The organism is Kocuria sp. CPCC 205231 (genome assembly GCF_040980965.1).
GTDB classification, from domain to species: domain Bacteria; phylum Actinomycetota; class Actinomycetes; order Actinomycetales; family Micrococcaceae; genus Kocuria; species Kocuria rosea.
Window position 1 is genome coordinate 177,876 of the sequence record NZ_JAVKPP010000002.1, and the last position, 25,492, is coordinate 203,367.

At 72.7% G+C, this 25,492-nt stretch carries 23 protein-coding genes; 6 read left to right on the forward strand and 17 right to left on the reverse strand.

Annotated elements, in window-relative coordinates; genetic code table 11:
• Nucleotides 1–20 precede the first annotated feature (20 nt).
• Both RF640_RS02465 and RF640_RS02470 read left to right on the forward strand, forming a co-directional pair.
• Nucleotides 21–1,748, forward strand: coding sequence for a glycoside hydrolase family 13 protein (locus tag RF640_RS02465; protein ID WP_109221440.1), 1,728 nt, complete (start codon nucleotides 21–23; stop codon nucleotides 1,746–1,748).
• On the forward strand, nucleotides 1,709–2,773 hold the full coding sequence (locus RF640_RS02470) for a LacI family DNA-binding transcriptional regulator (RefSeq protein ID WP_242630415.1): 1,065 nt from the start codon (nucleotides 1,709–1,711) through the stop codon (nucleotides 2,771–2,773). Before RF640_RS02465 ends, RF640_RS02470 begins: the two co-directional genes overlap by 40 nt.
• A gap of 38 nt (nucleotides 2,774–2,811) precedes the next feature.
• On the opposite strand, the gene RF640_RS02475 is transcribed toward RF640_RS02470, so the two are convergent.
• From RF640_RS02475 to RF640_RS02525, 11 genes are all read right to left on the reverse strand, one after another.
• A complete protein-coding gene (locus RF640_RS02475; RefSeq protein WP_109221442.1) occupies nucleotides 2,812–4,374 on the reverse strand; it encodes a molybdopterin-dependent oxidoreductase in 1,563 nt (520 codons plus the stop codon).
• Between the two features lie 13 nt (nucleotides 4,375–4,387).
• Nucleotides 4,388–5,413 (reverse strand): ArsA family ATPase, encoded by a 1,026-nt coding sequence (locus RF640_RS02480; protein WP_109221443.1) that lies wholly within the window; start codon nucleotides 5,411–5,413, stop codon nucleotides 4,388–4,390.
• Entirely contained in the window at nucleotides 5,404–5,679 is a 276-nt protein-coding gene (locus tag RF640_RS02485; protein WP_017833569.1) for a cory-CC-star protein, read from the reverse strand. Before RF640_RS02485 ends, RF640_RS02480 begins: the two co-directional genes overlap by 10 nt.
• A gap of 4 nt (nucleotides 5,680–5,683) precedes the next feature.
• Nucleotides 5,684–7,390 carry a carbon starvation protein A gene (locus RF640_RS02490; RefSeq protein WP_017833570.1) on the reverse strand — a complete coding sequence of 569 codons (1,707 nt, stop codon included), beginning with the start codon at nucleotides 7,388–7,390 and terminating at the stop codon, nucleotides 5,684–5,686.
• A gap of 134 nt (nucleotides 7,391–7,524) precedes the next feature.
• Nucleotides 7,525–8,310 carry a VOC family protein gene (locus RF640_RS02495; RefSeq protein WP_109221444.1) on the reverse strand — a complete coding sequence of 262 codons (786 nt, stop codon included), beginning with the start codon at nucleotides 8,308–8,310 and terminating at the stop codon, nucleotides 7,525–7,527.
• Nucleotides 8,311–8,489: 179 nt separating this feature from the next.
• Nucleotides 8,490–9,719 carry an N-acetylglucosamine-6-phosphate deacetylase gene (gene nagA, locus RF640_RS02500; RefSeq protein WP_109221445.1) on the reverse strand — a complete coding sequence of 410 codons (1,230 nt, stop codon included), beginning with the start codon at nucleotides 9,717–9,719 and terminating at the stop codon, nucleotides 8,490–8,492.
• Between the two features lie 5 nt (nucleotides 9,720–9,724).
• The gene (locus RF640_RS02505; RefSeq protein ID WP_109221446.1) at nucleotides 9,725–10,711 is read right to left on the reverse strand and encodes a family 43 glycosylhydrolase; all 987 of its coding nucleotides are present in this window, start codon (nucleotides 10,709–10,711) and stop codon (nucleotides 9,725–9,727) included.
• Nucleotides 10,708–11,496: a glucosamine-6-phosphate deaminase gene (gene nagB, locus RF640_RS02510; protein ID WP_109221447.1), complete on the reverse strand. Its 789-nt coding sequence runs from the start codon at nucleotides 11,494–11,496 to the stop codon at nucleotides 10,708–10,710. The genes RF640_RS02505 and nagB overlap by 4 nt, the downstream gene beginning before the upstream one ends.
• A gap of 52 nt (nucleotides 11,497–11,548) precedes the next feature.
• On the reverse strand, nucleotides 11,549–12,406 hold the full coding sequence (locus RF640_RS02515; protein ID WP_109221448.1) for a carbohydrate ABC transporter permease: 858 nt from the start codon (nucleotides 12,404–12,406) through the stop codon (nucleotides 11,549–11,551).
• Between the two features lies 1 nt (nucleotide 12,407).
• Nucleotides 12,408–13,385, reverse strand: a complete 978-nt coding sequence (locus RF640_RS02520; RefSeq protein ID WP_109221449.1) for a carbohydrate ABC transporter permease — start codon at nucleotides 13,383–13,385, stop codon at nucleotides 12,408–12,410.
• Between the two features lie 54 nt (nucleotides 13,386–13,439).
• Nucleotides 13,440–14,777, reverse strand: a complete 1,338-nt coding sequence (locus RF640_RS02525; RefSeq protein ID WP_165440219.1) for an ABC transporter substrate-binding protein — start codon at nucleotides 14,775–14,777, stop codon at nucleotides 13,440–13,442.
• Between the two features lie 148 nt (nucleotides 14,778–14,925).
• Between RF640_RS02525 and RF640_RS02530 the strand changes: the two genes are divergently transcribed.
• Entirely contained in the window at nucleotides 14,926–15,648 is a 723-nt protein-coding gene (locus tag RF640_RS02530) for a GntR family transcriptional regulator (RefSeq protein ID WP_035923531.1), read from the forward strand.
• Between the two features lie 93 nt (nucleotides 15,649–15,741).
• Nucleotides 15,742–16,263 carry a glutathione peroxidase gene (locus RF640_RS02535; protein WP_109221451.1) on the forward strand — a complete coding sequence of 174 codons (522 nt, stop codon included), beginning with the start codon at nucleotides 15,742–15,744 and terminating at the stop codon, nucleotides 16,261–16,263.
• A 6-nt stretch (nucleotides 16,264–16,269) separates the two neighbouring features.
• On the opposite strand, the gene rocD is transcribed toward RF640_RS02535, so the two are convergent.
• A complete protein-coding gene (gene rocD / locus RF640_RS02540) occupies nucleotides 16,270–17,535 on the reverse strand; it encodes an ornithine--oxo-acid transaminase (RefSeq protein WP_172604314.1) in 1,266 nt (421 codons plus the stop codon).
• Nucleotides 17,536–17,669: 134 nt separating this feature from the next.
• Here rocD and RF640_RS02545 point away from each other — a divergent pair, with 134 nt between their 5' ends.
• A complete protein-coding gene (locus RF640_RS02545; RefSeq protein WP_095650201.1) occupies nucleotides 17,670–18,536 on the forward strand; it encodes an alpha/beta fold hydrolase in 867 nt (288 codons plus the stop codon).
• Between the two features lie 68 nt (nucleotides 18,537–18,604).
• Here RF640_RS02545 and RF640_RS02550 read toward each other — a convergent pair whose 3' ends face one another.
• A complete protein-coding gene (locus RF640_RS02550) occupies nucleotides 18,605–19,117 on the reverse strand; it encodes a hypothetical protein (protein WP_035923536.1) in 513 nt (170 codons plus the stop codon).
• Nucleotides 19,118–19,493: 376 nt separating this feature from the next.
• Between RF640_RS02550 and RF640_RS02555 the strand changes: the two genes are divergently transcribed.
• Nucleotides 19,494–20,081 (forward strand): formate/nitrite transporter family protein, encoded by a 588-nt coding sequence (locus tag RF640_RS02555; protein ID WP_052132675.1) that lies wholly within the window; start codon nucleotides 19,494–19,496, stop codon nucleotides 20,079–20,081.
• Nucleotides 20,082–20,353: 272 nt separating this feature from the next.
• On the opposite strand, the gene RF640_RS02560 is transcribed toward RF640_RS02555, so the two are convergent.
• From RF640_RS02560 to chvE, 4 genes are all read right to left on the reverse strand, one after another.
• Nucleotides 20,354–21,400, reverse strand: coding sequence for an aldose epimerase family protein (locus RF640_RS02560; protein WP_368826424.1), 1,047 nt, complete (start codon nucleotides 21,398–21,400; stop codon nucleotides 20,354–20,356).
• The gene (gene mmsB, locus RF640_RS02565) at nucleotides 21,397–22,560 is read right to left on the reverse strand and encodes a multiple monosaccharide ABC transporter permease (protein ID WP_095650319.1); all 1,164 of its coding nucleotides are present in this window, start codon (nucleotides 22,558–22,560) and stop codon (nucleotides 21,397–21,399) included. The genes RF640_RS02560 and mmsB overlap by 4 nt, the downstream gene beginning before the upstream one ends.
• Nucleotides 22,561–22,653: 93 nt before the next feature.
• Nucleotides 22,654–24,183: a multiple monosaccharide ABC transporter ATP-binding protein gene (mmsA, locus tag RF640_RS02570; RefSeq protein ID WP_017833604.1), complete on the reverse strand. Its 1,530-nt coding sequence runs from the start codon at nucleotides 24,181–24,183 to the stop codon at nucleotides 22,654–22,656.
• 82 nt (nucleotides 24,184–24,265) lie between these two features.
• Nucleotides 24,266–25,384 (reverse strand): multiple monosaccharide ABC transporter substrate-binding protein, encoded by a 1,119-nt coding sequence (gene chvE, locus RF640_RS02575; protein ID WP_017833605.1) that lies wholly within the window; start codon nucleotides 25,382–25,384, stop codon nucleotides 24,266–24,268.
• Nucleotides 25,385–25,492 lie beyond the last annotated feature (108 nt).

Here is a 25,492-nt window from a genome sequence, read left to right on the forward strand (position 1 = left end):
TCCGCTCTACGATGGACCGCATGTCCACGACCTACGGTGCGCTGCAGTCCCTGCGCCTCACACCCGTCCACGACCGCGACCAGGAGCCGAAGTGGTGGCGTTCCTCGGTGATCTACCAGGTGTATCCCCGCTCGTTCCGGGACCTCGACGGGGACGGCGTCGGCGACCTCGCCGGCATCACCGCCGAGCTGGGACAGCTGGCGGAGCTGGACATCGACGCGATCTGGCTCTCCCCCTTCTACCCCTCCCCGCAGCTGGACGGCGGCTACGACGTGAGCGACTACTGCGACGTCGACCCCTCCTTCGGCACCCTCGCGGACTTCGACGCGCTGGTCTCGGCCGCGGACGCCCTGTCGATCCGGGTGATCATCGACCTCGTGCCCAACCACTGCTCGCAGGAGCACGTCCTGTTCCGGCAGGCCCTCGCGGCGGGTCCCGGCGCCCCGGAGCGCGACCTGTTCGTCTTCCGGGACGGCCGCGGCGCGTCCGGGCAGCTGCCCCCCAACAACTGGCAGTCCCACTTCGGGGGCCCGGCCTGGACCCGGGTGACCGAGTCCGACGGGCAGCCCGGCCAGTGGTACCTCCACCTGTTCGACTCGTCGCAGCCCGACTTCAACTGGGACAACGAGCTGGTCCGCCAGGAGTTCGAGCGGGTGCTGCGCTTCTGGCTCGACCGCGGCGTCGCCGGCTTCCGGGTGGACGTGGCGCACGCGCTCATCAAGGCGGAGGGCCTCCCGGACTGGGACGGGCGGGCCGACGGGGGGAGCATCCCGGGCTACCCGTTCACCGACGCCCCGATGTTCGGGCAGCCGCAGATCCACGACATCTACCGGCGCTGGCGCGAGGTGCTCGCGGAGTACGACGGCGAGCGGATCCTCTGCGCCGAGGCGAGCGTGGACCCGCTGGACCGCCTGGCCGACTGGGTGCGCCCCGACCAGATGCACCAGACGTTCAACTTCTCCTACCTGGCGGCGCCGTGGGACGCCGCGGAGCTGCGCCGGATCATCACCTCCTCCCTCGAGGCGTTCGACGCGGTCGGGGCCCCCACCACCTGGGTGCTGTCCAACCACGACGTCGTGCGGCACCCGACCCGCCTGGCGCTGACCGCGGACTCCCCGCGGCCGGGCGACGGCCGCGGGCCCGAGGACGAGCAGCCGGACCACGTGCTGGGCACGCGGCGGGCACGTGCCGCGTCCCTGCTCATGCTCGGCCTGCCGGGCGGCGTGTACCTGTACCAGGGGGAGGAGCTGGGCCTGCCGGACCACACGACCCTCCCCCACGACGTCCGCCAGGACCCGACCTACCATCGGACCGGCGGGAGCCGGCTCGGCCGTGACGGCTGCCGGGTGCCGCTGCCCTGGACCAGCACCGGGGCGTCCCTGGGCTACAGCGCCACGGGCGAGGCCTGGCTCCCGCAGCCCCCGGGCTGGGCGGAGCTCTCGCGCGAGGCGCAGCGCCACGACCCGGCGTCCACGCTGTCCCTCTACCGCTCCGCGCTGGCGCTGCGGCGCGAGCACGGGCTCGGCTCGGGCTCGCTCGCGTGGGCGGAGGACCTCACGGGCCCGGACTGTCTCGGGCTCGTCAACAACGGCGTCCTGGTGCTGCTGAACACGGGCTCCGCCCCGGTCGAGCTGCCGGACCTGCCGGTCCTGCTCCGCAGCGGGTCCCCGGCCTCCGCGCCGCATATCCTGGACCCGGAGGAGTGCGCATGGCTGCAGACGGAGGACCCCGGCACGACCGGACGATGAACCCACCCCGGCTCCAGGACGTCGCCGCGCGGGCGGGCGTGTCCACCGCGACCGTCTCCCGCGCGCTCAGCGGCAAGGGGCACGTCTCGCCCCGCGCCCGGGCCCGGGTCCGCGAGGCGGCGCAGGAGCTGGGCTTCGTCGTTTCCTACCACGCCTCGAGCCTGGCGAGCGGCCGGAGCCGCAACATCGGGGTGGTCCTCCCCCACGTCGACCGGTGGTACTTCTCCACCGTCCTCGAAGGAGTGGCCGGCGCGCTCATGGAGGCCAGGTACGACCTGACCCTCTACAACTTCGAGGGGGACCGCTACCGGGAGACCGTGCTGACCGACTTCCTGCTGCGCAAGCGCCTGGACGCGGCCGTGGCGGTGTCCCTGCACCTGGACCCGGCGGAGACGGAGCAGATGTTCGCCGCCGGCATCCCCCTCGTCGGGGTCGGGGGCCCGCTGGTGGGGGCGCCCACCATCAGCATCGACGACCTCGACGTCGGGCGCCGCGCGACGCAGCACCTCATCGGGCTGGGCCACCGGCGGATCGCGCACCTCGGCGGGGCCGAGGAGGGCAGGCGCTACTTCCCCATGTCCAGCGACCGCCGGGACGGCTGGGAGCAGGCGATGGCGGACGCCGGGCTGGCCGTGGAACCCGCGTGGTCGCTCGTCGCGGACTACACGTTCACCGACGCGTACCAGCAGGCCAAGAATCTCCTGGCGGACCCCGCCGACCGCCCGACCGCCATCTTCGCCTCGTCCGACGAGATGGCGGCCGGGACGATCCTGGCGGCGCGGGACCTCGGGCTCACCGTGCCCGGGGACCTGTCCGTCATCGGCGTCGACGCCCACCCCATCGGGGAGGCCTTCGGCCTGACGACCCTGGACCAGCACGCCCGGCAGCAGGGCACCCGCGCTGTGGAGCGGCTCCTCGAGCACCTGGCCGGAGGGAGCCGCGAACCGTCGAACGAGCTCTTCCCGGCCCACTTCGTCGCCCGCTCCTCCACCGGCCCGGCCCCGGCCTCCGACCACCGCCCCTGACCCGGCGGTCGGCGCGGAGGGAGCGCAGGACGGGCCGGTCAGGCCACGGTGAAGGTCCGCTCGTGCCACCCGGAGGCGCCGTCCGGGGCGGGCGGAGCCTGCTCGGCGGTCTGGACGGTCCCGTCCCGGTCGACGGCCCGCACCCGCGCGGTGTGCCGGCCGCCCGGGAGGTCGGTGCGCAGCACCCACTGCCGCCAGGTGTCGTCCGTGCCCACGGAGCCGAGCTCGGCGTCCTGCCACGGCCCCTCGTCCACGCTGACCTGGACGGCGGCGATCCCGGTGTGCTGGGCCCACGCCGTGCCGGCGAGGACCGCGGGCCCCGGCTCCGTGCGCCCGCCCTCGGCCGGCACCTCGATGCGGGAGGACATCTTGATCGGCCCCCGGGCCGTCCAGCCGCGCGAGGTCCAGTACGCCTCCGCCCGGTCGAAGCGGGTGACCTCGAGGTCCACGACCCACTTGGTCGCCGAGACGTAGCCGTAGAGCCCCGGCACGACCATCCGCACGGGGTAGCCGTGCTCGAACGGCAGCGGCTCCCCGTTCATGGTCACCGCGAGCAGGGAGTCCCGGCCGGGGTCGGTCAGGGCCTCGAGCGGGGTGCTCGCCGTGAACCCGTCCTCGGAGGTCGAGAGCACCATGTCCGCCTCGGCGGAGGGCCCGGCCTCGGCGAGCAGGTCCCGGATCGGCACGCCGGTCCAGACCGCGTTGCCCACGAGGTCGCCGCCCACGGGGTTGGACACGCACGCCAGCGTCACGATCCGCTCGACGAGCGGCCGGGCCGTGAGGTCGTCGAAGCGCAGGGTCAGCTCGCGCTCCACCATGCCGTGGATCCGCAGCTCCCACGCGTCCACGTCGATGCGCGGCACGGACAGGGCCGTGTCGATGCGGTAGAAGTCGTCGGCGGGCGTGAGCCAGGGCTCCACCTCCGCCACGCCGAGGTCGGCCCCGGCGGGGACCGGGTCCCGCACGGCCGGGGCGGGGATGCGCAACAGGTCCCGGGCGGCGGGCGCCCGGGACGCGGCCGCGGACGCCCAGCGTCCCGCGACGCCGGCGGCGGCGCCCAGCACCGCGGCGGCCGCGGAGAGCCGGACGAAGCCGCGGCGGTCGAGGGCGTCCCCGGACCGGCCGGACGGAGCGGCGCGGCGGGTGAGCACCGTCAGGAAGAGCGCCCCCGCCCCCGTGCCGACGACGACGGGGACCGTGTCCGCCACGGTGGGCCCCGCCCGCGTCAGCACGGCCAGCAGCCCGAGGAGCCCCAGCACGCCGAGCAGCACCGTGCCCATGGGCGGGTTGGCGCGCTGCGCCGCCCCGATGCCCGTGCCGACCGCCACGAGGCCGGCGGCCATGACGAGCAGCAGCACGAGCTTGTCCGCGGTGCCGAACAGGGCGATCGCGGCGTCCTTGACCGGGGCCGGGACCGCGTCCACGATCACCCCGCCCACCGCCGTGAGGGGCGCGCCGACCGGCCCGGTCACCCAGGCGAGCAGCTCGGCCAGGCCCACGGCGAGGGCGGTCGCGGCGACCCCGGCGAGGATCCACGGCCCGAGGTCGGCGGGGGCCCGTCGTCGTCGCCCGGTGTCCGGGCGGTCCGCGGTGGAGGTCATGCGCGTCAGCGTGTCACGTGGCCCTGAGATCAGCCTGGGCGAGCGCGTCCCCGAACCGCTCGAGCGCCTCCTGGCCCACGACGTCCCCCGGCAGCAGGGGGACCTGCAGCAGCGGGACGCCCGGGAGGGCGCCGCGCAGGGTGGCGACGTGCACCTCCTCCAGCGCGCGGCGCTCGGCGAGGAAGTCCCCGGCGTCCGCCGGGGAGCGCTTGTTGACCACGAGGGCCCCCACGTGCACGCCGGCGCGGACCAGCTGCTCGTGCAGCTCCGCGGTCTCGAGGACGGGCAGCCGTTCGGCCGCGAGGACGATGACGAAGCTGCAGCGCTCGGCGTCCACCAGCACCTCGCGCAGGGCCTCGAAGCGCTCGCGGCGGCGCAGCAGGATCCGCCGGATCTCGAGGTCCCGCTCCTCGCGGGGGTCCCGGGGCCGGCCGGTGCCCACGATGCTCTCGCTCGCGGCGTCCCGGTCCTCGAGGCCGCGCAGGGCAGCCCCGAACTTCTCCGCCCTCCCGCGGCGCCGCAGCAGCCCCTCGGTCCAGGCGGACATGATCTCGGGCAGGGCCATGAGCCGGGCGGTGTGCCCGGAGGGTGCGGTGTCGAAGACGATGAGGTCGTAGTCGTCCAGGTCCGTGTCCACGAGCTCCGCGATCCGCTCGAGCACCGCCGATTCGTGGGTGCCGGGCGAGTCCCGGGCGAGCTCCATGTGCTTGTCGACCTCGGCGGCGAGGTGCTCGGGCATCAGCCGGCGGATGGTGGCGCCCACGGCGGCGAGGTGGGCGTCGGTCGTGGCGACCGGGTCCACCTCGATGCCGTCGAGGGCGCCGCCGCCGAGATCGCGGGCCAGCGGGGTGATCCGGTCACCCACCGGGCGCTCCCACAGGTGCCCGAGGTTGTGGGCGGGGTCGGTCGAGACGACGAGCACCCGGCGGCCGGCGCGGGCCTGGGCGAGGGCGGTGGCGGAGGCGACGGCGGTCTTGCCGACGCCGCCCTTGCCGCCCACGAACAGGACCCGGCGGGCGGCGGCGAGCTCTAGCAGCATGAGATGTGCTCCAGGGGCGAGCGCTCCATGCCCATCCGCCGGTGCCAGTCGTGGAACCGGTCGTAGACCACGGGCAGCAGCTCCACGGTGTAGTAGCTGACGGGGTTGGGCACGCCCAGGGCCTCGGAGAGGACCAGCATCATGAACAGGTCCTCCTCGTCGCGCTGGGCGCGGGCGAAGGTGCGACGGTAGGGCGCCACGTAGAACTCGTGCAGGCCCGCACCGAGGCGGGCCTGCACGGAGCGCAGCCGGTCGAGGGCCCTCACCGGCTCACAGGGAGCGGTTCTCCCCGGCCGAGGTGCTGACGGTCTCCTCGTCCAGCTCGGGCGGGCTCTTCCGGGCCGCGTTCATGGCGGCCACGGACTCCACGATGACCCACAGGGCCGCGATCAGGATGATCACGTCGAGCACGAGCAGGAACCAGTTCTCGGCGGCCCAGAACTGCCCCAGCTGCACGATCAGCGCGTAGACGGACATCACCAGCAGGAACACCAGCGGCACCAGCACGGGCAGGACCGGGCGGCCCTTGCGCAGCAGGATCACCGCGATCATCGACAGCGTCAGACCGGCCAGCAGCTGGTTGGAGGTGCCGAACAGCGGCCAGATCAGCATGCCGCCGGAGCCGTCCGCGCCGGCGCTGAAGGTCAGCCCCATGGCCACCGCGAGGACGATGAGGGTGGAGACCACCTTGCCGATGCTGACGCCCATGATGTGCCCGGCCTCCTGCACCACGAAGCGCTGCAGGCGGATGCCGGTGTCCATCGTGGTGGCCGCGAAGAGCACGGCCATCGTGGCGAGGATGGTCGCGCTCAGCGACGGCGGGATGCCCAGCCCGGAGTTGACGACCGAGGCGCCGCCCTGGACGAACGCGGCCACGCCGCCCTGGCCGAACGCGCTGTACACGGCCTCCCAGTCGGCGAGGGTGCGGAACCCGGCGGTGGTCGCGATGATCGCGCCGAGTGCCAGCAGGCCCTCGCCCACGGCGCCGAAGTAGCCGACGAAGCGGGCGTCCGTCTCCTTGTCCAGCTGCTTGGAGGACGTGCCCGAGGCCACGATCCCGTGGAACCCGGAGATCGCGCCGCAGGCGATGGTCACGAACAGCAGCGGCACGATGCTCGGCGTGCCCTCGGGCACGGAGGTGTTGAACGCGGGCGCCACCACGGTCGGGGCGGAGATCAGGACGGCGCCGTAGAGGATGCCCAGGGCGATGAACAGCTGGAGGCCGTTGATGTAGTCGCGCGGCTGCAGCAGCATCCACACGGGCAGCACGGACGCGATGCCCGCGTAGACGAAGAGCACCACGATCCAGAACGCGTTGGCCGGCAGGCCCAGGACCGTCTCCGGCAGGACCACCGGGAAGCGGTCGCCGAGCAGGATGAGGGCGTAGAGCGCCACGACGCCGACCACGGACACGACGGCGAGGTTCCACTTGTAGCGGTAGACCGCCTGGCCGATGAGCAGCGCGACCACGATGGCGCCCCACGTGGGGATGACCGAGGTGGGGGTGCCGACCAGCAGGTTGGAGATCACGACGGCGAACGCGGCGTTGACCATGAGCAGCACGAGGAAGATCACGACCAGGAACAGGTTGCGGCCGCGGTGGCCGATGTACTGCCCGGAGAGCGAGCCGATGGACTTGCCACGGTGCCGGTTGGACGCCCACAGGGCGCCGAGGTCGTGCACGCCGGCGAAGAAGACGGTGCCGAGGGTCACCCAGAGGAAGGCGGGCACCCAGCCCCAGATGACGGCGATGGCGGGGCCCACGATGGGCGCCGCACCGGCCACGGAGGTGAAGTGGTGGCCCCACAGCACGTACTTGTTGGTGGGGACGTAGTCCACGCCGTCGCTGAGCTCGTGGGCGGGGGTGACGAAGGAGTCCTGGAGCTGGTAGATCCGGCGGGCCACGAACTTCGAGTACAGGATGTACCCGAGGATCATCATGGCCACACCGACCACGGCGAGGACGATGGAGTTCATGTCGCTCCGATCTCTGGGGAGGTGGGTGGATGTCCGCTGGATCACCATGCTACCGCCGGGTGACCGGGATCACGGACCGCCCGCGCACGCTCCGCCACGGTCCCGCAGGGGGCGGAGCGGGGCGCGCCGACGACCTACATCGGCTCCCCCGGGGTCATGATCGCGAAGGACTCCCGGTCCGGGCCGGCCACGACCGCCAGCCGCCCGTAGGCGAAGTCGAAGGGGTCCTCCATGACCGCTCCGCCGGCGTCGCGCACCCGCTGGACGGCCGCGTCGACGTCGTCGACCTGGAAGCAGACCGACCAGACCGCGGGAGCGTTCTCCGCCGCGGGGTCGGTCCCGCCGATGCCGCCGGCCGGGCGGTCCCCGTGCGGCACCGTGAACGTGGCGTAGGCGACGCCGTCCTCGCCGATGTCCTCGTAGTGGTAGCCGAAGACGTGCGCGTAGAAGTCGCGGGCGGTGTGGTGGTCGGGGGTCATGAGGTCGCACCAGGCGACGCTGCCGGGCACGTCGAGCACGGCGAAGCCGATGTGCTCCCCGGCCTGCCACATCCCGAAGGACGCCCCGGTGGGATCCTGCCAGACGCCCATCCGGCCGGCCCCGCCCACCTCCACCGGCTCCATCAGCTGGGTGCCGCCGGCGGCGAGGACCCGCTCGGCGCAGAGGTCGATCCGGTCCGAGGCAAGGTAGACCTGCCACACGTGCGGGACGCCCGTCAGGTCCGGGGCCGCCGGGGAGAGCCCGGCCACGGGCCTCCCGCCGACCAGGGCGTTGCGGTACCCGCCGTGCTCCGGCCGCGGCTCGCTGTACTCCCAGCCGAGCACCGCACGGTAGAAGTCCTGCGTGCGGACCGGATCGGACGCGGTCAGATCGGCCCAGCAGGGGGTTCCGGCGGGCCACGCTTCGTTGCGCTGTGTCATGACGGGCTCCTTCCGACACGGCCAGGGTACGCCGCTCCCCCGGGGCCCACAGGAGCCGCCCGGGGGATCGTTACCCACCTGCGCCCGCGCCCCGCCCCTGCCCCGCGAGGTCGCAGCCGACGGCCACCGCGCCCGGCTGCGTGGCCGTCGGCTGCGACCTCGGCGCCGCCGGGGCCGACTCAGCGGGGTGGGTCCCCGGAGATCCACTCGCCCCGGCGCATGACGGCCTCCAGCCGGAGGTCCTCCCCCACGACCAGGAGGTCCGCGAGCGCGCCCGCCGTCAGGCTCCCGGCCTCCCCGGCCAGGCCCAGGACGCGGGCCGGGACCACGGTGGCCGAGCGCAGCGCGTCCCCGAGGGGGACACCCGCCGCGACCGTCCGGCGCAGGACCTCCAGCATCGTGGCCGTGCCTCCGGCGATCGAGCCGTTGGAGACCAGGGAGGCCACCCCGTCCTGCACCCGCACCTCCGCCGCACCGAGCGTGTAGGTGCCGTCCGTCAGCCCGGTCGCGGCCATCCCGTCGGTGACCAGCGCGACGCTGTCCGCGCCGGCCAGCTCGAACGCCCACCGCACGATGCCGGGGTCCAGGTGGGTGCCGTCCGCGATGAGCTCGACGACGGCCCGGCCCTGCGCCGCGGCGCGCAGACAGGCCGGCACCGGCCCGGGCGACCGGTGGTGGATGGCGGGCATGGCGTTGAACAGGTGCGTCACCGTGGGCGAGCGGGGCGGGCCGTCCCCGGGGGCATCGCGGAGCAGGCCCTGCAGGTGGCGCAGCGCGTCGTCGACGGTCGCGGTGTCCGCGTCGGTGTGCCCGAGGGAGGGGACCACGCCGTGGGCGACGAGCAGCTCGGCCAGGTCCCGGGAACCGGGCAGCTCCGGGGCGAAGGTCATCGTCCGGAGCGTCCCCGCCGCGGCGGCGACGAGGTCGGCGGCCAGCCCGAGGTCCGGTTCCAGCATCCACGCGGGGTCCTGCGCCCCGCACCGGGCCGTGGACAGGAACGGGCCCTCGAGGTGGATCCCGGCGATCAGCCCCTCCCCGGTGAGCGCCGCCAGCAGCGGCACGGCGCCCAGCAGGTCCTCCCGTGAGGCCGTGACCAGGCTGGCCACGAGCGTCGTGGTGCCCTGGCGGTGGAAGTGCTCCAGGGTGGCGCGGATCTCCTCCTCCTCCGAGGAGGAGAAGTCCGCGCCGAAACCACCGTGGCAGTGCACGTCCACGAGCCCCGGCAGCACCGTCTGTCCGGGGCCCAAGACGTGGTGCTCCCCCGGGTCGCCGCCGGGGTGGCCGGACCGCGGGCCGGCGTGGAGAATACGATCGCCCTCGACGACCACGAGACCGTCCGGGTGCTCGGTGCGCCCCGTGTGCACGCGGCCCGAGAGGACCGTCCTGCGCGGGGAGTCCTCGGTGGTCACGGGGCTCACCTCCTGCTGCTCGTGCGGGGAACGGGGCGGGGTGCCCGGTCGTCGTCGGGGAAGAGCCGGCCCTCCGTCAGCAGGTCCGCCAGGGGCACCGGGCTCGCGATCTCGCCGACGAAGCTGCCGTCCACCCCGTTCTGGAAGCCGAAGACGACCCACTGGCCGTCGCGCCTGCGGACCAGCTGGGCGGCGTAGACGCCGGGCACGAAGAAGCTGGAGCTCCGTTCGAGCTCCCACGGCCCGAGCCGGCCGGCGCCGGGGGCGATCCAGGTCCCGGTGCTCGTCTCCGCGAACGGGATGCCGGGCGCCAGCCGCGGGAGGCAGGAGAAGATGAGCACTGCGGTCCCGTCCACGACCTGGGACTGGACGACCTCCATCTCCCCGAAGCCGGCGGGCGCGGTCAGCGGGGGGCGGACCGTCCAGTGCTCCAGGTCGTCGCTCACGGCGTGGCCGACCACGCCGCGGGCGTCCGGGTCCCCCGTGGCGGCCCGTGCCGTCACGAGCATCTGCCACTGCCGGCTGTCGTCGTCGTAGAAGACGAAGGGGTCCCGCCACGCCTCGTCCGGCCAGGTGCCCTCCCCGAGCTTCTCGTACCAGCGGGGGTCCGCCTCGAGCGGGCCCGCACCGGTGCGCTCCCAGCTGATCAGGTCGTGCGAGACGGCCGATCCGATGCGCTGCCGCAGCCCGTCCTCGGCGCGGCTGACACCGGTGTAGAAGAGGTGCCAGCGGCCGTCGTGGCCCTGGACGGTGCTGCCCGTCCAGGTCGCCATGTCGTCCCACGACGGTTCGTCGCCGGCCACGAGGGCGTCCGGCAGGAGGGTCCAGTTCTCCAGGTCGGCCGAGACGGCGTGCCCGATCGAGGCCCGGCGGTGACGCCGGTCGGGGTCCCGCAGGGCGCGGCTGGCCCGCAGGAAGAACAGGTGGTAGTCCTGTCCGTCGTCGGCCAGCCAGCTGTCCCAGACCCAGTGGTCCGCGAGGCGGAACGTCATCCCTCCTCCCGGGGCAGCCGGTGCTCGGCCTCGGCCACGAACCGGTAGTAGTCGGTCAGGACGAGCCGGCTCGCCGCCGCCTCGTCCACCACGACCGTGACCGCCCGGTGGAACTGCAGGACGGACGCCGGGCACATCGCGGACACGGGCCCCTCCACGGCTGCGGCCACCGCGGCGGCCTTGCGCTCGCCCTGGGCGACGAGCAGCACCCGGCGGGCGTCGAGTATCGTGCCCAGCCCCTGGGTCACGCAGTGGGTGGGGACGTGGTCGGGGGCCTCGAAGAACCGGGCGTTGTCGGCACGGGTCCGCGCGGACAGCGCCTTGACCCGGGTGCGGGAGGACAGCGAGGACCCCGGTTCGTTGAAGCCGATGTGGCCGTTGGCGCCGATGCCCAGGATCTGGAGGTCGATGCCGCCGGCGCGGGCGACGGCCTCCTCGTAGTCGCGGCAGGCCGCTCCGAGGTCGCCCCGGGAGCCGTCCGGGACCTGCACCCGGGAAGGGGGCAGACCGAAGGGCCGGGCGAGCTCGCGCTCCAGGACGGCGGCGTAGCCGGCCGGGTGCCCGGAGGGCAGCCCGACGTACTCGTCGAGGGCGAAGCAGCGGAGCCGCGCGAGGTCCAGCAGACCGTGGGCCTGGCGGCGGGCGAGCTCCCGGTAGGCCCCCAGGGGGGACGAGCCCGTGGCCACGCCCAGCACGGTGTCCGGCCGGCGCGAGACCTGCTCGGCGACGAGGTCCGCCGCGCGCGCGTCGACGTCGCCGGCCGTGGGCAGGACGAGCACTTGCATGGGGGTCCTTCCGGACGACGGGTGGAGGTGGGCGGTGCCGGGGCGGTCCGGCTCAGCCCTTGACGGCGGAGCTCGCCACGCCTTCGATGAACCAGCGCTGGAAGACGAGGAACACGACGATCACGGGCACCACCAGGAGCACCCCGAAGGCCATGACCTCGCCCCACGCCGGGGGGAGCTGGCCCGCGAAGACGCTGATCTGGAGGGGCAGGGGGCGCAGGTTCGGCTCGGAGATCATCAGCACCGGCCACAGGAACGCCCCCCACTGGGTCAGGAAGGTCAGCACCGCCACCGACGCGTACGCGGGTTTGCTCATGGGCGCGATGATCTGCCAGAACACCCGCAGCGGCCCGGCGCCGTCCATCCGCGCGGCCTCGTCGATGCTGCGGGGGATGCCGGAGAAGAACGAGTAGAAGAGGAAGATCGACAGGGCGTTGCCGATGAAGGGGACGATCTGGATCCACAGGGTGTTCCGGGCGTCGTTGTAGAGGTAGAACATGGGCACGGCCACGGCCTCGAACGGGACGATGAGCAGCAGCAGGACGCCCAGGAGCACCAGGTTCCTGCCCCGCCAGGTCAGCCGCGACAGGGCGAAGGCCGCCATCGAGTTCACGACCAGCCCGAGCCCCACCACGCAGACCGTGACGGTGACGGACACGAAGAAGAACCGCCACAGGTGGCCGGTGCTGTCCGAGGACAGGCTCGAGGCCACGCCGGTGTAGTTGTGCAGGCCCCACTCGCGCGGGTCGAAGACCTCGAAGCCGGCGAGCGTGCGGGAGGCGGGGGCCAGCGAGGCCGCCACCATGTAGGCGACCGGGGCGAAGAACAGGAGGCTCGTGACGACGAGCACCGCGTAGCGGGGCACGTCCGTCCTGCGGCGGCGGGCGGCGGGGGCGGCGGTCTGCGTCATGTCAGTCCTCCCGTTCGCGGGTGGCGCGGCGCTGGACGAGGGACAGGACCACCACGATCACGAAGAACACCACGGAGATGGCGCTCGCGCGCCCGATGTTGTTCTCGTCGAACGCCGACGTCACCGCCTCGTACATCACGGTGCGGGTGGCGTCCTCGTTGAGCCCCCCGCCGGAGCGGGCCAGCACGTAGATCTGGTCGAACACGCGCAGCGACAGGATCATCGTGTAGAGCGCCACGAAGACGAGGGTGGTGTTGATCCCGGGCAGGGTGACGTGCACGAAGCGCTGCCACGCACCGGCCCGGTCCAGGCGGGCCGCCTCGTAGAGGTCGGCGGGCACCTGCTGCAGGGCCGCCAGCAGGATCACCATCTGGAAGCCGACGCCCTGCCAGATCGACAGGACGATGACCGAGGCCAGCGCCGTGAGCTCGGAGCCCAGCCAGTCCTGGGCCCCGAAGGCACCGCCCGAGAAGAACCCGAGCAGGGAGTTGAGGAGGCCGTCGTCCCCGCGGGCGAGGATCAGCCGCCAGATGAGGGCCACCAGGGCGATGGGGAAGACGACGGGGAGGAAGAAGACGGACCGGAAGATCCCGACCCCCCGGACGGTCTTCTGCACGAGCAGGGCCAGCGCGAGCGCGAGGGCGGTCTGCACCGGGACCACCACGGCCGCGAAGACCAGGTTGTGGAGCAGCGCGCTGAGGAACCGGCTGGACACGTCGGGGTCGGTGAAGATCCGGGCGTACTGGGTCAGCCCCATGAAGGCGGGATCGCGCGGGTCGCCGAGCCGGACGTTGTGGAAGGAGAAGCCGATGGCCGCGACGAACGGGACCGCGACGAACAGGACGAGCAGCAGCACGGCGGGACCCGCCATGAGGACCCCGGCGAGCCCGTCCCGCCGGAGCCCCCTGCGGGGCGGTGGAGCCTCTAGCACGTCCGCCGGGGCGGACGCGGGGGCCGCGAGGCCCGGTGTGGTGGTCATGGTGCACTCCTCGCAGGTGCGCGGCGGGGCCGCTGGGCGGCCCCGCCGCGGCGGTCACTCGTCCTGGTAGCCGTTGTTGTCCTCGAAGTCGGCGTCGATGGCCCGCGCCGCGCTGTCGAGCTCCTCCTGCGGGTCCGCCCCGCCCCAGATCGCCGCGAGGGCGCTGCCGTAGGAGCTCGTGACCGTGGGGTAGCCCGGGGTGATGGGCCGCGCCACCGCGATGCACTCCGGGGTGACCTCCTCCGAGCTGCAGGCCGAGGCCAGGTTGGACGCGAACAGCCCCAGCGGCCCGCCCTCGCCGTAGAGCTCGCTGCCCTCGAGGGCGCTCGTGGTGCCGGGCACCGCCGCGTTGGCCTCGACCATCGTGGCGATGCTCTCGTCGGAGTGCAGGAAGTCGAGGAAGGCACCGGCCGCGGCCTGGTCGCCGCCGGCCGCCGGCGTCACGCCCCACTGCCAGGAGCCGTGGCCCGCCTTGGTGCCGTTGCCGAGGTCGGGCAGGGGCATCAGGACCAGGTCCTCGCCGAGGGCTTCGCTGAAGGTGGGGTACATCCAGTTGCCCGTCCAGGTCAGGGCGACGTCCCCGTCGGGGAAGGCGGTGCCGCTGGTGTTCGGGTCCGTGTGCTCCTTCCACGAGGCCCACTCCTCGAGGGCCTCCACGTTCTCGGCGCTGTTGAGCACACCCTCCGCCGCGCCGTCCCGGATCAGCGTGCCGCCGTTGGACCACAGGACCGGGGAGGTGGTGAAGGTTCCCCACTCGGCGGCGAAGCCGTTGGCCTCGCCCAGGTCGATCGCGTTGCCCGACGGGCTGACCTCCGCCAGCTTCTGCAGGTTCTGCTCGAACTCCTCCGCCGTCCACGCCTCGTCGGCGGTGGCCGGGGCCTCCACGCCCGCGGCGTCGAGGAGCTGCTGGTTGCCCCACAGCCCGAGCCCGACGTCGAACATGCCGACGGCGTAGGTCTGGTCCTGGTACGTGCCGCTCTCCCGCACGCCCTCGATCCGGTTCTCGAGGGTCTCCTGCGACACCACGTCGTCGAGGGGCACGAGCTTGCGGTCGTAGACGAAGGACGCCATCGTCGGGGCGTCCATCTCCATCACGTCGGGCAGGTCCTCCGCGGCGGTCGCCTGGACGGTGCTGGTGTAGTCCGGCTCGGGGATGAGGGTCAGCTCGACGCTGACGTCCTCCTGCGAGTCGTTGTACTCGGCGACGAGGGCCTCGAGCGCCTCGGCCTCGGCCGCCTGGCCGCTGTGGGCCCAGACCTCGATCACGCCGTCGCCCTCCCCGCTGCCGCTCGCGCTCTCCCCACCGCCGCCGCAGGCGGCCAGCACCACGGCCATCGACAGGCCGGTCCCCAGCACCACGGCCCGGGACCGGCGCCTCGTTCGTGCACTCATGAGCAGTTCCCCTTCTCTCGGCCGCAGTGTTCGCGATCGTCACAGCTGTCGTTCCGCCAGCTTGGACTAGACCAATTTGTGTGTCAATGCTCACACCTCGGGAAACGGTGCCCGCAGGACCGGGCGGCGCGGTCGATATGCTGGCCCCATGAGCGCGGAGCCGCGGGCCGTCCCGAAGTACTACCTGCTCAAGGAGCAGCTCCGGGCGCTCGTGCGGGACGCGACCCCCGGCGCGCTCATCCCCACGGAGCGGGCGCTCGCCGAGCAGTACGCCACCTCCCGGACCACGGTCCGCCAGGCCATCGGCGAGCTCGTGGCGGAAGGGGTGCTGGGCCGGGCCCAGGGCCGGGGGACCTTCGTGGCCCCGCCGCGGTTCACCTACGTCCGCCAGCTCACCTCGTTCAGCGACGACGCCGACGCCCAGGGCCTCGTGAGCTCCTCCACGGTCCTCGACGTGAGCCGCACGGCCGCCGACGACGACGCAGCGGCCCGGCTGCGCGTGCCCGTCGGCGCCGAGCTCGCGCGGGTGGAGCGGATCCGGCTCATCAACGGCGAGCCGCTGGCCCACGAGGTCGCCCTGCTCGCCGGAGCGCTGCCCGGCCTGGCGGCGCACCTGGACCGGACCGGCTCCCTGTACACCGCGCTGCGCCAGGACTACGGCATCGACATCGTGGCGGCCGAGGACACCGTGGAGACCCGGCTCGCCGGCCCGGACGACGTCCGGCTCCTGGGCATCGAGATGGGGGCTCCCCTGCTGCTGATCCACCGGCTCGGGTTCACGGCTGACGACTCCCCCGTGGAGTGGACCCGCTCGGTGTTCCGCGGGGACAGGTTCCGCTTCCTGGCCCGGATGAAGGGGCCGCAGCACTGACCCGCGGGATCGCGGGCGCTCTCGCGGGCGCGGGCGGCGCGTCGGCGGCAGAATGGGAGCAGACCGCCGTCCCCGACCGCTCCGGAGGCTCCCATGACCACGCTGCACGACTTCACCGCCACCACCCTGGACGGGCGCGAGCAGCCGCTGTCCGAGTACGCCGGGAAGGTGGTGCTCGTGGTCAACACCGCGAGCGAGTGCGGGTTCACACCGCAGTACGAGGGCCTCGAGCAGCTGTGGCGGGACTTCCGGCAGGACGGGCTCGTGGTCCTGGGCTTCCCCTGCAACCAGTTCGGGCACCAGGAGCCGGGCAGCGAGGAGGAGATCGCCGACTTCTGCAGCCGCAACTACGGCGTGACGTTCCCGATGTTCGAGAAGGTCGACGTCAACGGCCCCGGCGCCCACCCCCTGTGGTCGTGGCTGCGCGGGGAGCGGGGCGGGATCATGGGCGACGCCGTCAAGTGGAACTTCACCAAGTTCCTCGTGGGCCGGGACGGGCGGGTGATCCGCCGCTTCGCCCCGAAGACCTCGCCGGCGCAGCTCGCCGGCAGCATCGAGTCGGCGCTGGCCCACGGGGAGGCGCCCGCCGGGACGGAGTCCGCCGGGACGGGCTGAGGCGGATCAGCGGCCGGCCATCTCCCGCAGCACGTCCGCGAGCGCGGTCAGGCCCCGCTCCAGCTCCCGGTCGGTGATCACCAGCGGCGGGCTCAGCCGGATGGTGGAGCCGTGGGTGTCCTTGGCGAGGATCCCGTGGGCCACCAGCCGCTCGCAGCACTCCCGGCCGGTGCCGAGCCGCGGATCGATGTCGATCCCGGCCCACAGCCCGCGCCCGCGCACCTCGGTCAGGCCCAGCGGCGCCAGCTCCGCCAGGCCGGCGTGCAGCTTCTCCCCCATGACCCGCGCCCGCTCCTGGGGCTCCCCGGTGGCGAGGAGGGCGACGACGGCGCGGCCGACGGCGCCGGCCAGCGGGTTCCCGCCGAACGTGCTGCCGTGCTGGCCGGGCCGCAGCACCGAGAGCACGTCCGCCCGGCCCACCACCGCGGACACCGGCAGGACTCCCCCGCCCAGGGCCTTGCCCAGCAGGTAGAGGTCCGCCTCCACGTCCTCGTGCTCGCACGCCAGCGTCCGGCCGGTGCGGCCCAGCCCGGACTGGATCTCGTCCGCGACGAGCAGGACGCCGCGCTCGGCCGTGCACCGCCGCACGCCCTGCAGGTACCCCGGCGGCGGCACGATCACCCCGGCCTCGCCCTGGATGGGCTCCAGCAGCACCGCGACGGTGTCCTCGGTGACGGCCGCCTCGAGGGCTGCGAGGTCCCCGAACGGGACGGTCACGAAGCCCGGCGTGTAGGGGCCGTAGTTGCGGTGCGCCTCGTCGTCGTCGGAGAAGCTGATGACCGTGGTGGTGCGGCCGTGGAAGTTCCCCGCCGCCACCACGATCTGCGCCCGGCCCGGGGCCACCCCCTTGCGCTCGTAGCCCCACTTGCGGGCGACCTTGATCGCCGACTCCACGGCCTCGGCGCCGGTGTTCATCGGCAGCATCATGTCCTGGCCGAGCAGCTCGCACAGCTCCCGGGCGAAGGGGCCGAGCTGGTCGTTGTGGACGGCCCGGCTGGTCAGCGTCACGCGCTCCAGCTGGGTCCGGGCCGCCTCGAGGACCGCCGGGTGGCCGTGGCCGAAGTTCAGCGCCGAGTAGCCGGCGAGGAAGTCGAGGTACTCCCGGCCCTCCACGTCCGTGACGGTGGTGCCCTGGGCCCGGGCCGCCACCACGTCCAGCGGGGAGTACGTGCGCGCGGTGTACCGCTCGGCGGTCTCCACGAGTTCCCGCGTGCTCGTGCCGTGAGCGGTGCCGGCCGCGGGGTCGACGAACTGCGTCGGGGCGTGGTTCATGGGGTTTCTCCCGGTTCCTCGCTGGTGTTGTCTGGAGCGTGTGCGGTCCAGCCCATCACGTACAACGCCGCCGGGCCCGCATTACAGTCCCGGCCCCGCGCCGCGCGGCCCGTCCCCGACCTGCAGGAGGAACCGTGTTCCCCGACTTCACCGCCCACGACGTCCCCGTGGCCGACGGCACGATCCACGCCCGCACGCGCGGCGACGGCCCGCCCGTGCTCCTGCTGCACGGCTTCCCGCAGACCCACGCCATGTGGCACCACCTCGCCCCCGTGCTGGCCGAGGAGTTCACCGTGGTCGCCGCCGACCTGCGCGGCTACGGCGGCTCGCGCACGAGCAGCGAGGACCACACCTTCCGGGCGATGGCCGCCGACCAGGTGCAGCTCATGCGGGCGCTGGGCCACGAGCGGTTCTCCGTCGTCGGGCACGACCGCGGCGCCCGGACCGCCCACCGGATGGCGCTCGACGCCCCCGGCGCGGTGGCGTCCGTGGCCCTGCTGGACATCCTGCCCACCCTGGAGGTGTGGCGGTCGATGGACGCGTGGATGGCCCTGCAGTACTACCACTGGGCCTTCCTCGCCCAGGGCGAGGGCCTGCCGCAGACCCTGATCGGCCACGACCCCGTGTACTTCGTGCGCCGGACGCTCCAGGGGCTCAGCGGCACGCAGGTCCCGTTCGACCCGGCGGCGCTCGCCGCCTACGAGGACGCGGCGCGGGATCCCGCCGTGGTCGACGCCTGGTGCCGCGACTACCGCGCGGCCGCCGGCCCGGACCGGGAGATCGACGAGGCGGACGAGCACGAGCAGCGGGACCTGCCCGCCCTCGTCCTGTGGGGTGCGCGGGGGCGGGTCGGGGCGCGGGAGGACCCGCTCGCGCTGTGGCGGCGGCAGTTCCCGCGGGCCACGGGCCGGGCCCTGGACGCGGGCCACTTCCTCGCCGAGGAGCGGCCGGAGGAGGTGGCGGCGGACGTCCTGGCGCACCTGCGTGCTGCGCGGACGTAGTCGCGGCCGTGACGCGGTGATCGGGAGGCGCGGCCACGGCCGCGCCTCCCGGTCACCGCGCCGGGGACCTACTTCTGCATCCACTGGTCGCTCGCGTAGTCCGTCCTCCCGTCGGCTTGGGTGAAGTCGGTGTACACCCATACCCTCAGGTACTCGCGCCCGGAGAACGTGTAGGGCCTGAGCCACACGTGCTTGGTCGCCCAGCTGTGGTGGTAGGTGGCCTTCCGCCAGCCGTCCTTCTCCACGTAGATCGTCCGCGTCCCCCAGTCGCAGTCGGTCGGGTGGCACTTGCCGTACACCCTGACGGAGCCGCCGGGAGTGACGCAGCTGCCGCCGACGGGGCACAGCACCTGGTCCGCGCAGCCCCAGTTCACGTCCACCCGGGTGACGGACCTGGTGTTCGGGTCGGTGTTGCGCCAGGTGCCCGAGATGGTGTCAGGGCCGACGCACAGGGCCTGGGCCGGTGCCGCACTCACCGTGGTGCCGACGAAAACGATGGCCAGGGCGGCCATGATTGCAGCGATCAGGGAGACGGCGGTGACGTGCCGAGCGTTCCGGAATCGCATCGTGCTGTGGGACATGACGGTTCCCTCCTTCTGAGGATGTGGCCTCTGCCGCTTCGCCCCGAGGCGGTCCGACCGTCCCGTCGAGCACCCGGCATGCATCCAGCGTGGCAGTCGGTCCCGTCCACCGAGTCCACCCCGGGATGGACTTCCGGCCTCCTCCCCCGGGAGTACACCGGCCCGGGACACCGGCGTCCACGGTGCCGGGCCGGCCCCGGCATGCTCGAGACCGCTGACCCGCCGCCCCATGCACAGCACCCGGGCGTTGTCGGAGAGCACCGAGGGTGCTGGTCCCGCCGAACAGGAGGTACGGGCCCGTGCCCAGGATGGTCCCACCGGGCGGCTCCTGGACGCCGCCGGGGTCCACGGCCACCTCTGGAGACGGGCGCCGAGCATGACCTCCGACCCGCAGCAGCTGTTCCCGGGCGAGCAGTTCATCAGCACCGTCCTCGCGGCGCTGGAGACCAAGACGACCATGTCCGGCGAGCTGGCGCGGCGCTACCTGCAGCGCGCCGGGATGGCCGGAATGATCATCGGTGTCCTGTTCGCCGCGAACTTCGCCGCGTTCGACGCCGTGCCCGCCGGGGACGCGACGCTGCGCCCCCTGGGGCGCCTGCTGGGCGCCGTGACCTTCGGCTGGGCGCTGGTCTTCATCTACTACTCGAAGTCCGAGCTCCTGACGTCCAACATGATGATCGTCTCCATCGGCGCCTACTACCGCCGCACCTCGTGGTTCAAGGCGGTGCGGCTGCTCGGGCTGTGCTATTTGGGCAACTTCCTGGGCAGGCTGCTCGTGGCCGTGGTGCTGCGCTTCAGCACCATCACGGACGGGCCCGCGCACGCGGAGATGGAGGCCGCCGTGGCGCACAAGCTCGAGTTCGTCACCAGCGGCGCCACCGGGTGGACGGACTCGACGTGGGGGCCGCGGGCGCCAACGTGGGGATCGCCCTCCTGGGCAACTTCCTGGGCGGCGGGGTCCTGATCGGCTTCTACTACGCGTACGTCAACGACGACGCCGGGTACCGCCCCCGCACCCGCTGACGCGGGATCCCCGGCGCGCTCGCTCTCGGCCGAAAACTCTTCAGCTCACTTACCTTTTGCGGGGAGACCGCGTAGCGTGGGCCGGGCACGTCATTCGAGCAGCACCCCATCGAGAAGAAGGAGCACCAGCATGCGAAGGATCCTGTTCATGGTCGGCACCGCGGTCTTCGGCCGCATCATGGCGAAGCGGCGCGAGAACAAGGCCGGCGGCCGCTAGTACCGGAAGCGCCACTCGGTGCGGGAGCGGTAGGTCTGCCCCGGGCGCAGCACCGGATCGGAGAGCTCCGGCCGGTTCGGCGAGTCCGGGTGGTACTGGGGCTCCAGGGCGATCCCCGCTCCCCGCGGATAGGCGCGCCCGCCGGTGCCGGTGATGGTGCCGTCCAGGGCGTTGCCCGTGTACACCTGCAGGGCCGGCTGGTCGGTCCACAGCTCCACGGACCGCCCGCTCGCCGGGTGCTCCAGCCGGGCGGCGGCGCGCATCCCGGTGCCGCGCAGGTGGAAGGAGTGGTCGATCCCGCCCACGGCCGCGATCTGCGGGTGCTCCGCCCGCACCCGGTCCCCGAGCCGGGCGGGGGCGGTGAGGTCCAGCGGCGTCCCGCGCACGGCGGCCAGGCCGTCCAGCGGCACCCCGTCCCGGCCGACCGGCAGGTACCGGTCGGCCTCGACGGTGAGCGTGTGGTCGTCGACCGTCCCCGACCCCTCCCCGGCGAGGTTGAGGTAGACGTGGCTCGCGGGCCCGACCACGGTCGGGGCGTCGGTGCGGGCCTCCAGGTCCAGAGCGAGGACGTCGTCCGTGACGGCGTACCGGGCCCGGAGGACCACTTCGCCGGGAAAGCCCTGGTCACCGTCCGGGCTGACCAGCTCCAGCACCAGGACGTCGCGGCTCGCGGAGACCGTCCGCCAGGTGCGGCGGTGGAATCCGTCGGGGCCGCCGTGCAGGGTGTTGCCGCCCTCGTTGGCCGCCAGTTCCACGGTGGTCCCGTCGAGGTCGAAGCGGGCCCCGGCGATCCGGTTGGCGCAGCGGCCGACCACCGCCCCCAGGAAGGCCTCCGGGGGTGCCGCGCAGCCGGCGGCGTCCGGGTGGCCCAGCACCACGTTGGTGCCGGGGCCCCCGGCCGGGCCGGGCAGGTGCAGGGCCTGGACCGCGGCGCCGAGGTCGACCACGCGCAGGCTCAGCCCGCCCGGGGTAGCGAGGGTGTGCGCGGTGACCTCCCGACCGTCGGGCAGCGTCCCGAAGAACCGCGGGGCGGGCGCGGTCATTTGAGCGCGTTCGAGGCGCGGCGCTTGTTGAACACGTCGAACCCGACCGCCAGCAGGAGCACCAGACCCTTGATGAACTGCTGGTAGTCGATGCCCACGCCCATGAGGGACATGCCGTTGTTGAGCACGCCCATGATCAGACCGCCGGTGATGGCACCGATGATGGTGCCCACGCCACCGGTCACGGCGGCGCCGCCGATGAAGGCCGCGGCGATCGCGTCCAGCTCGAACAGGTTTCCGGCGCCCGGCCCGGCGGAGTTGAGCCGGCCGGTGAACACCAGCCCGGCCAGCGCGGCCAGCACGCCCATGTTGACGAAGAGCAGGAAGTCGACGCGCTTGGTGTTCACACCGGACAGCTGGGCTGCCTGGAGGTTGCCGCCGCGGGCGTACACGTGGCGGCCGAACACCGTCCGGTTCATGACGGCGCTGTAGGCGACCACCAGCACGCCGAGGACCACGAGCACGATCGGCGTCCCGCCGCGCGAGCTGGCCAGCAGGAAGGTGAGCGCGAGGATGACGACGACGCCGAAGACCAGCCGCGTGAGGAACCAGGCGCGCGGCTCGTCCTCGAGGTGGAGCTTCGCGCGGTTGGCCCGGCCCCGGAGCTGGCTCAGCACGAGCATGGCCGTGGCGATCAGGCCGATGCCCACCGTGGTCCAGTCCAGGATGTTGGTCGCCGGCGGGAACAGCCCCGGGAAGAGGGAGCCTCCGCCGAGCTGGCGGTACTCCGGCGGGAAGCCGGTGATCCGCTGGTTCTCGAGCACGATCTGCGTCAGCCCGCGGAAGACCAGCATGCCGGCGAGGGTCACGATGAAGGCGGGGATCCCGATGTAGGCCACCCAGAAGCCCTGCCAGGCGCCCACGAGCGCGCCGACCGCGAGGGCGGCGAGGAGGGCCACCCACCACGGCAGGCTCCAGTCCCGGATCATGATCCCGGACATGGCGCCCACGAACGCGGCCACCGAGCCGACCGACAGGTCGATGTGCCCGGCCACGATGATCATGACCATGCCGATCGCCAGCAGCAGGATGTAGCTGTTCTGGACGATGATGTTGTAGACGTTGTCCGGCTGCAGCAGCGCGCCGCCGGTCAGGGCCTGGAACAGCGTCACGATCACCAGCAGGGCCAGGAAGATGCCGATCTGGCGGAGCCGGCTCATGAGGAACCGGCCGGCGCCGGCCACGGTGGAGGCCTTCTGCGGGCCCCGGCTGTCGAGAGCCCGGTCCTCGTCGACGAGGGTGGAAGCCATGGGTCAGTCCTTTTCCTTGGTCATGTGCTGCATGAGTCGTTCGGGGGTGGCCTCGGCGATGGGCACCTCGGCGGTGATCCGGCCCTCGGCGAGCGTGTAGATCCGGTCGCAGATCCCCAGCAGCTCCGGCAGTTCGGAGGAGATGACCAGCACCGCCTTCCCCTGTGCGGCCAGCCTGTTGATGATCGTGTAGATCTCGTACTTCGCCCCCACGTCGATGCCCCGGGTGGGCTCGTCGAGGATGAGCACGTCGGGGTCGGCGAACATCCACTTGGACAGGACGACCTTCTGCTGGTTGCCGCCGGAGAGCTTGCCGGTGATCGAGGACACCGAGGGCGCCTTGATGTTCATGCTGGTGCGGTAGTCCTGCGCCACGAGCGTCTCGCGCCCGCCGTCGACCCAGCCCGCGGACGTGAGCTTGCCCAGCGCCGCCGAGGAGATGTTCCGCTTGATGTCGTCGATGAGGTTGAGCCCGTAGCGCTTGCGGTCCTCCGTGGCGTAGGCGATGCCGTGCCGGATCGCCTCGCTGACCGTCCGCGCCGTGATCTCCTCGCCGTTCTTGTACATCCGCCCGGTGATGTTGGACCCGTAGCTGCGCCCGAAGATGCTCATGGCCAGCTCCGTGCGCCCGGCGCCCATCAGCCCGGCGATGCCCACGATCTCGCCCGCCCGCACGGACAGGTGCGCGTTGTCCACCACCACCCGCGAGTGCTCCCGGGGGTGGTGCACGGTCCAGTCCTCGACGCGGAGCACCTCCGCGCCGATGTCGGGAACCCGCTCGGGGTACCGGTTCGTCAGCTCGCGGCCCACCATGCCCTTGATGATCCGGTCCTCGGTGACCGACCCGTCGTGCAGGCTGAGGGTCTCGATGGTCTGCCCGTCGCGCAGGATCGTCACGGAGTCGGCGATCGCCCGGATCTCGTTGAGCTTGTGGCTGATGATGATGCAGGTGATCCCGTCCTCGCGCAGCCCGCGGACCAGGCCCAGCAGGTGCGCGGAGTCCTCGTCGTTGAGGGCGGCCGTGGGCTCGTCGAGGATGAGCAGCTTCACGTCCTTGGAGAGCGCCTTCGCGATCTCCACGAGCTGCTGCTTGCCCACCCCGATGTCCCCGGCCGGGACGCTGGGGTTCACGTCGAGGCCCACGCGCCGGAGCAGGTCGGCGGCCCTGGCGTTGGTCTCGTTCCAGTTGATGAACCCGCGGGTGGCGCGCTCGTTGCCGAGGAAGATGTTCTCCGCGACGGACAGGAACGGGGACAGGGCCAGCTCCTGGTGGATGATGACCACCCCGCTGCGCTCGCTGTCCTTGATGTCCCGGAAGGAGACGGTCTCGCCCTCCAGGACGATGTCCCCCTCGTAGGTGCCGTGCGGGTACACGCCGGACAGGACCTTCATGAGGGTGGACTTGCCGGCGCCGTTCTCCCCGCAGATCGCGTGGACCTCGCCGCGGGCGACGGCCAGGGTGACGTCCTGCAGCGCCTTGACGCCGGGGAAGGACTTGCTGATCCGGCGCATCTCCAGAACGTGCTCGCTCATGCGGGCCTCCTCGTCTCGAGCTGGTGGGTGGGTGGACGGGACGGACCGGCCGGCCGGCGCAGGGCCGCCCGGCCGGTCGCGATCACTCGAGCTCGGACGCCTCGTAGTAGCCGCTGTCCACGAGGACCTCCTGGTAGTTGTCCTTCGTGACGATCTGCGACTCGAGCAGGTAGGCGGGGACCACCTTCACGCCGTTGTCGTAGGTCTCCTCGTCGTTGACCTCGGGCTCCTCGCCCTGCATCAGGGAGTCCACCATGAGCACCGCGCGCTCGCCGAGCTCGCGGACGTCCTTGAAGATCGTGGAGTACTGCTCGTCGTTGACGATGGACTTCACGGATCCGACCTCGGCGTCCTGGCCGGTCACCACGGGCAGCTCGTCCTGGGAGTAGCCGCCGGAGCGCAGCGCGGAGATGATGCCGATCGAGAGGCCGTCGTACGGGGAGAGCACGCCGTCGAGCTGGTCGCCGCCGCCCACCGTGATGAGGTCCTCCATCCGGTCCTGGGCGGTGTCCGGCAGCCAGCGCAGGATGGCGGCCTGCTCGAACTCCGTCTGGCCGCTGGGAACGTTGAGCGTGCCGTCGTCCAGGTAGGGCTTGAGGGTGTCCATCGCGCCGTCCCAGAAGAAGGTCGCGTTGTTGTCGTCGGGGCTGCCGGCGAAGAGCTCCACGTTGAAGGGGCCCTTCTCGCCGGTGGGCTCACCGTTCTCGTCGAGGACCCCGAGGCCCGTGAGCAGCGACGTGCCCTGCTGCACGCCCACCTCGTAGTTGTCGAAGGTGGTGTAGTAGTCCACGGTGTCCGACTCGTTGATGAGGCGGTCGTAGGCGATCACGGGGATCTCCTGGGTCTCGGCCGTGTCGAGCACGCTGGTCAGCGTGGTGCCGTCGATCGAGGCGATCACCAGGGCCTTGGCCCCGCCGTTGATCATGTTCTCGATCTGGGAGATCTGGGTGGGGATGTCGTCGTTGGCGTACTGGAGGTCCACCTCGTAGCCGAGCTCCTCGAGCTGCGCCTTGACGTTCTCGCCGTCGGCGATCCAGCGCTCGGACTGCTGCGTGGGCATCGCCACGCCGATCTTGGCGCCCTCGTTGGAGCCCGCCTCCGCGCCGCCGCCGCGGTTGCCGCCGCAGGCCGTGAGGCCCAGGGCGAGGGTCAGGGCGGTCACCCCGGTGAGGGTCTTCTTCAGGTCGATCTTCGGGGTCATGGTCGTGCCTTTCGTCGGTCCGGGCCGCACTGCCCGGTGGTGGGAGTGTTCGATCGAGGTCGGTGCTGGTGAGATCTCGTGGTGGTCGTCAGGGGTCCTGGTCATCAT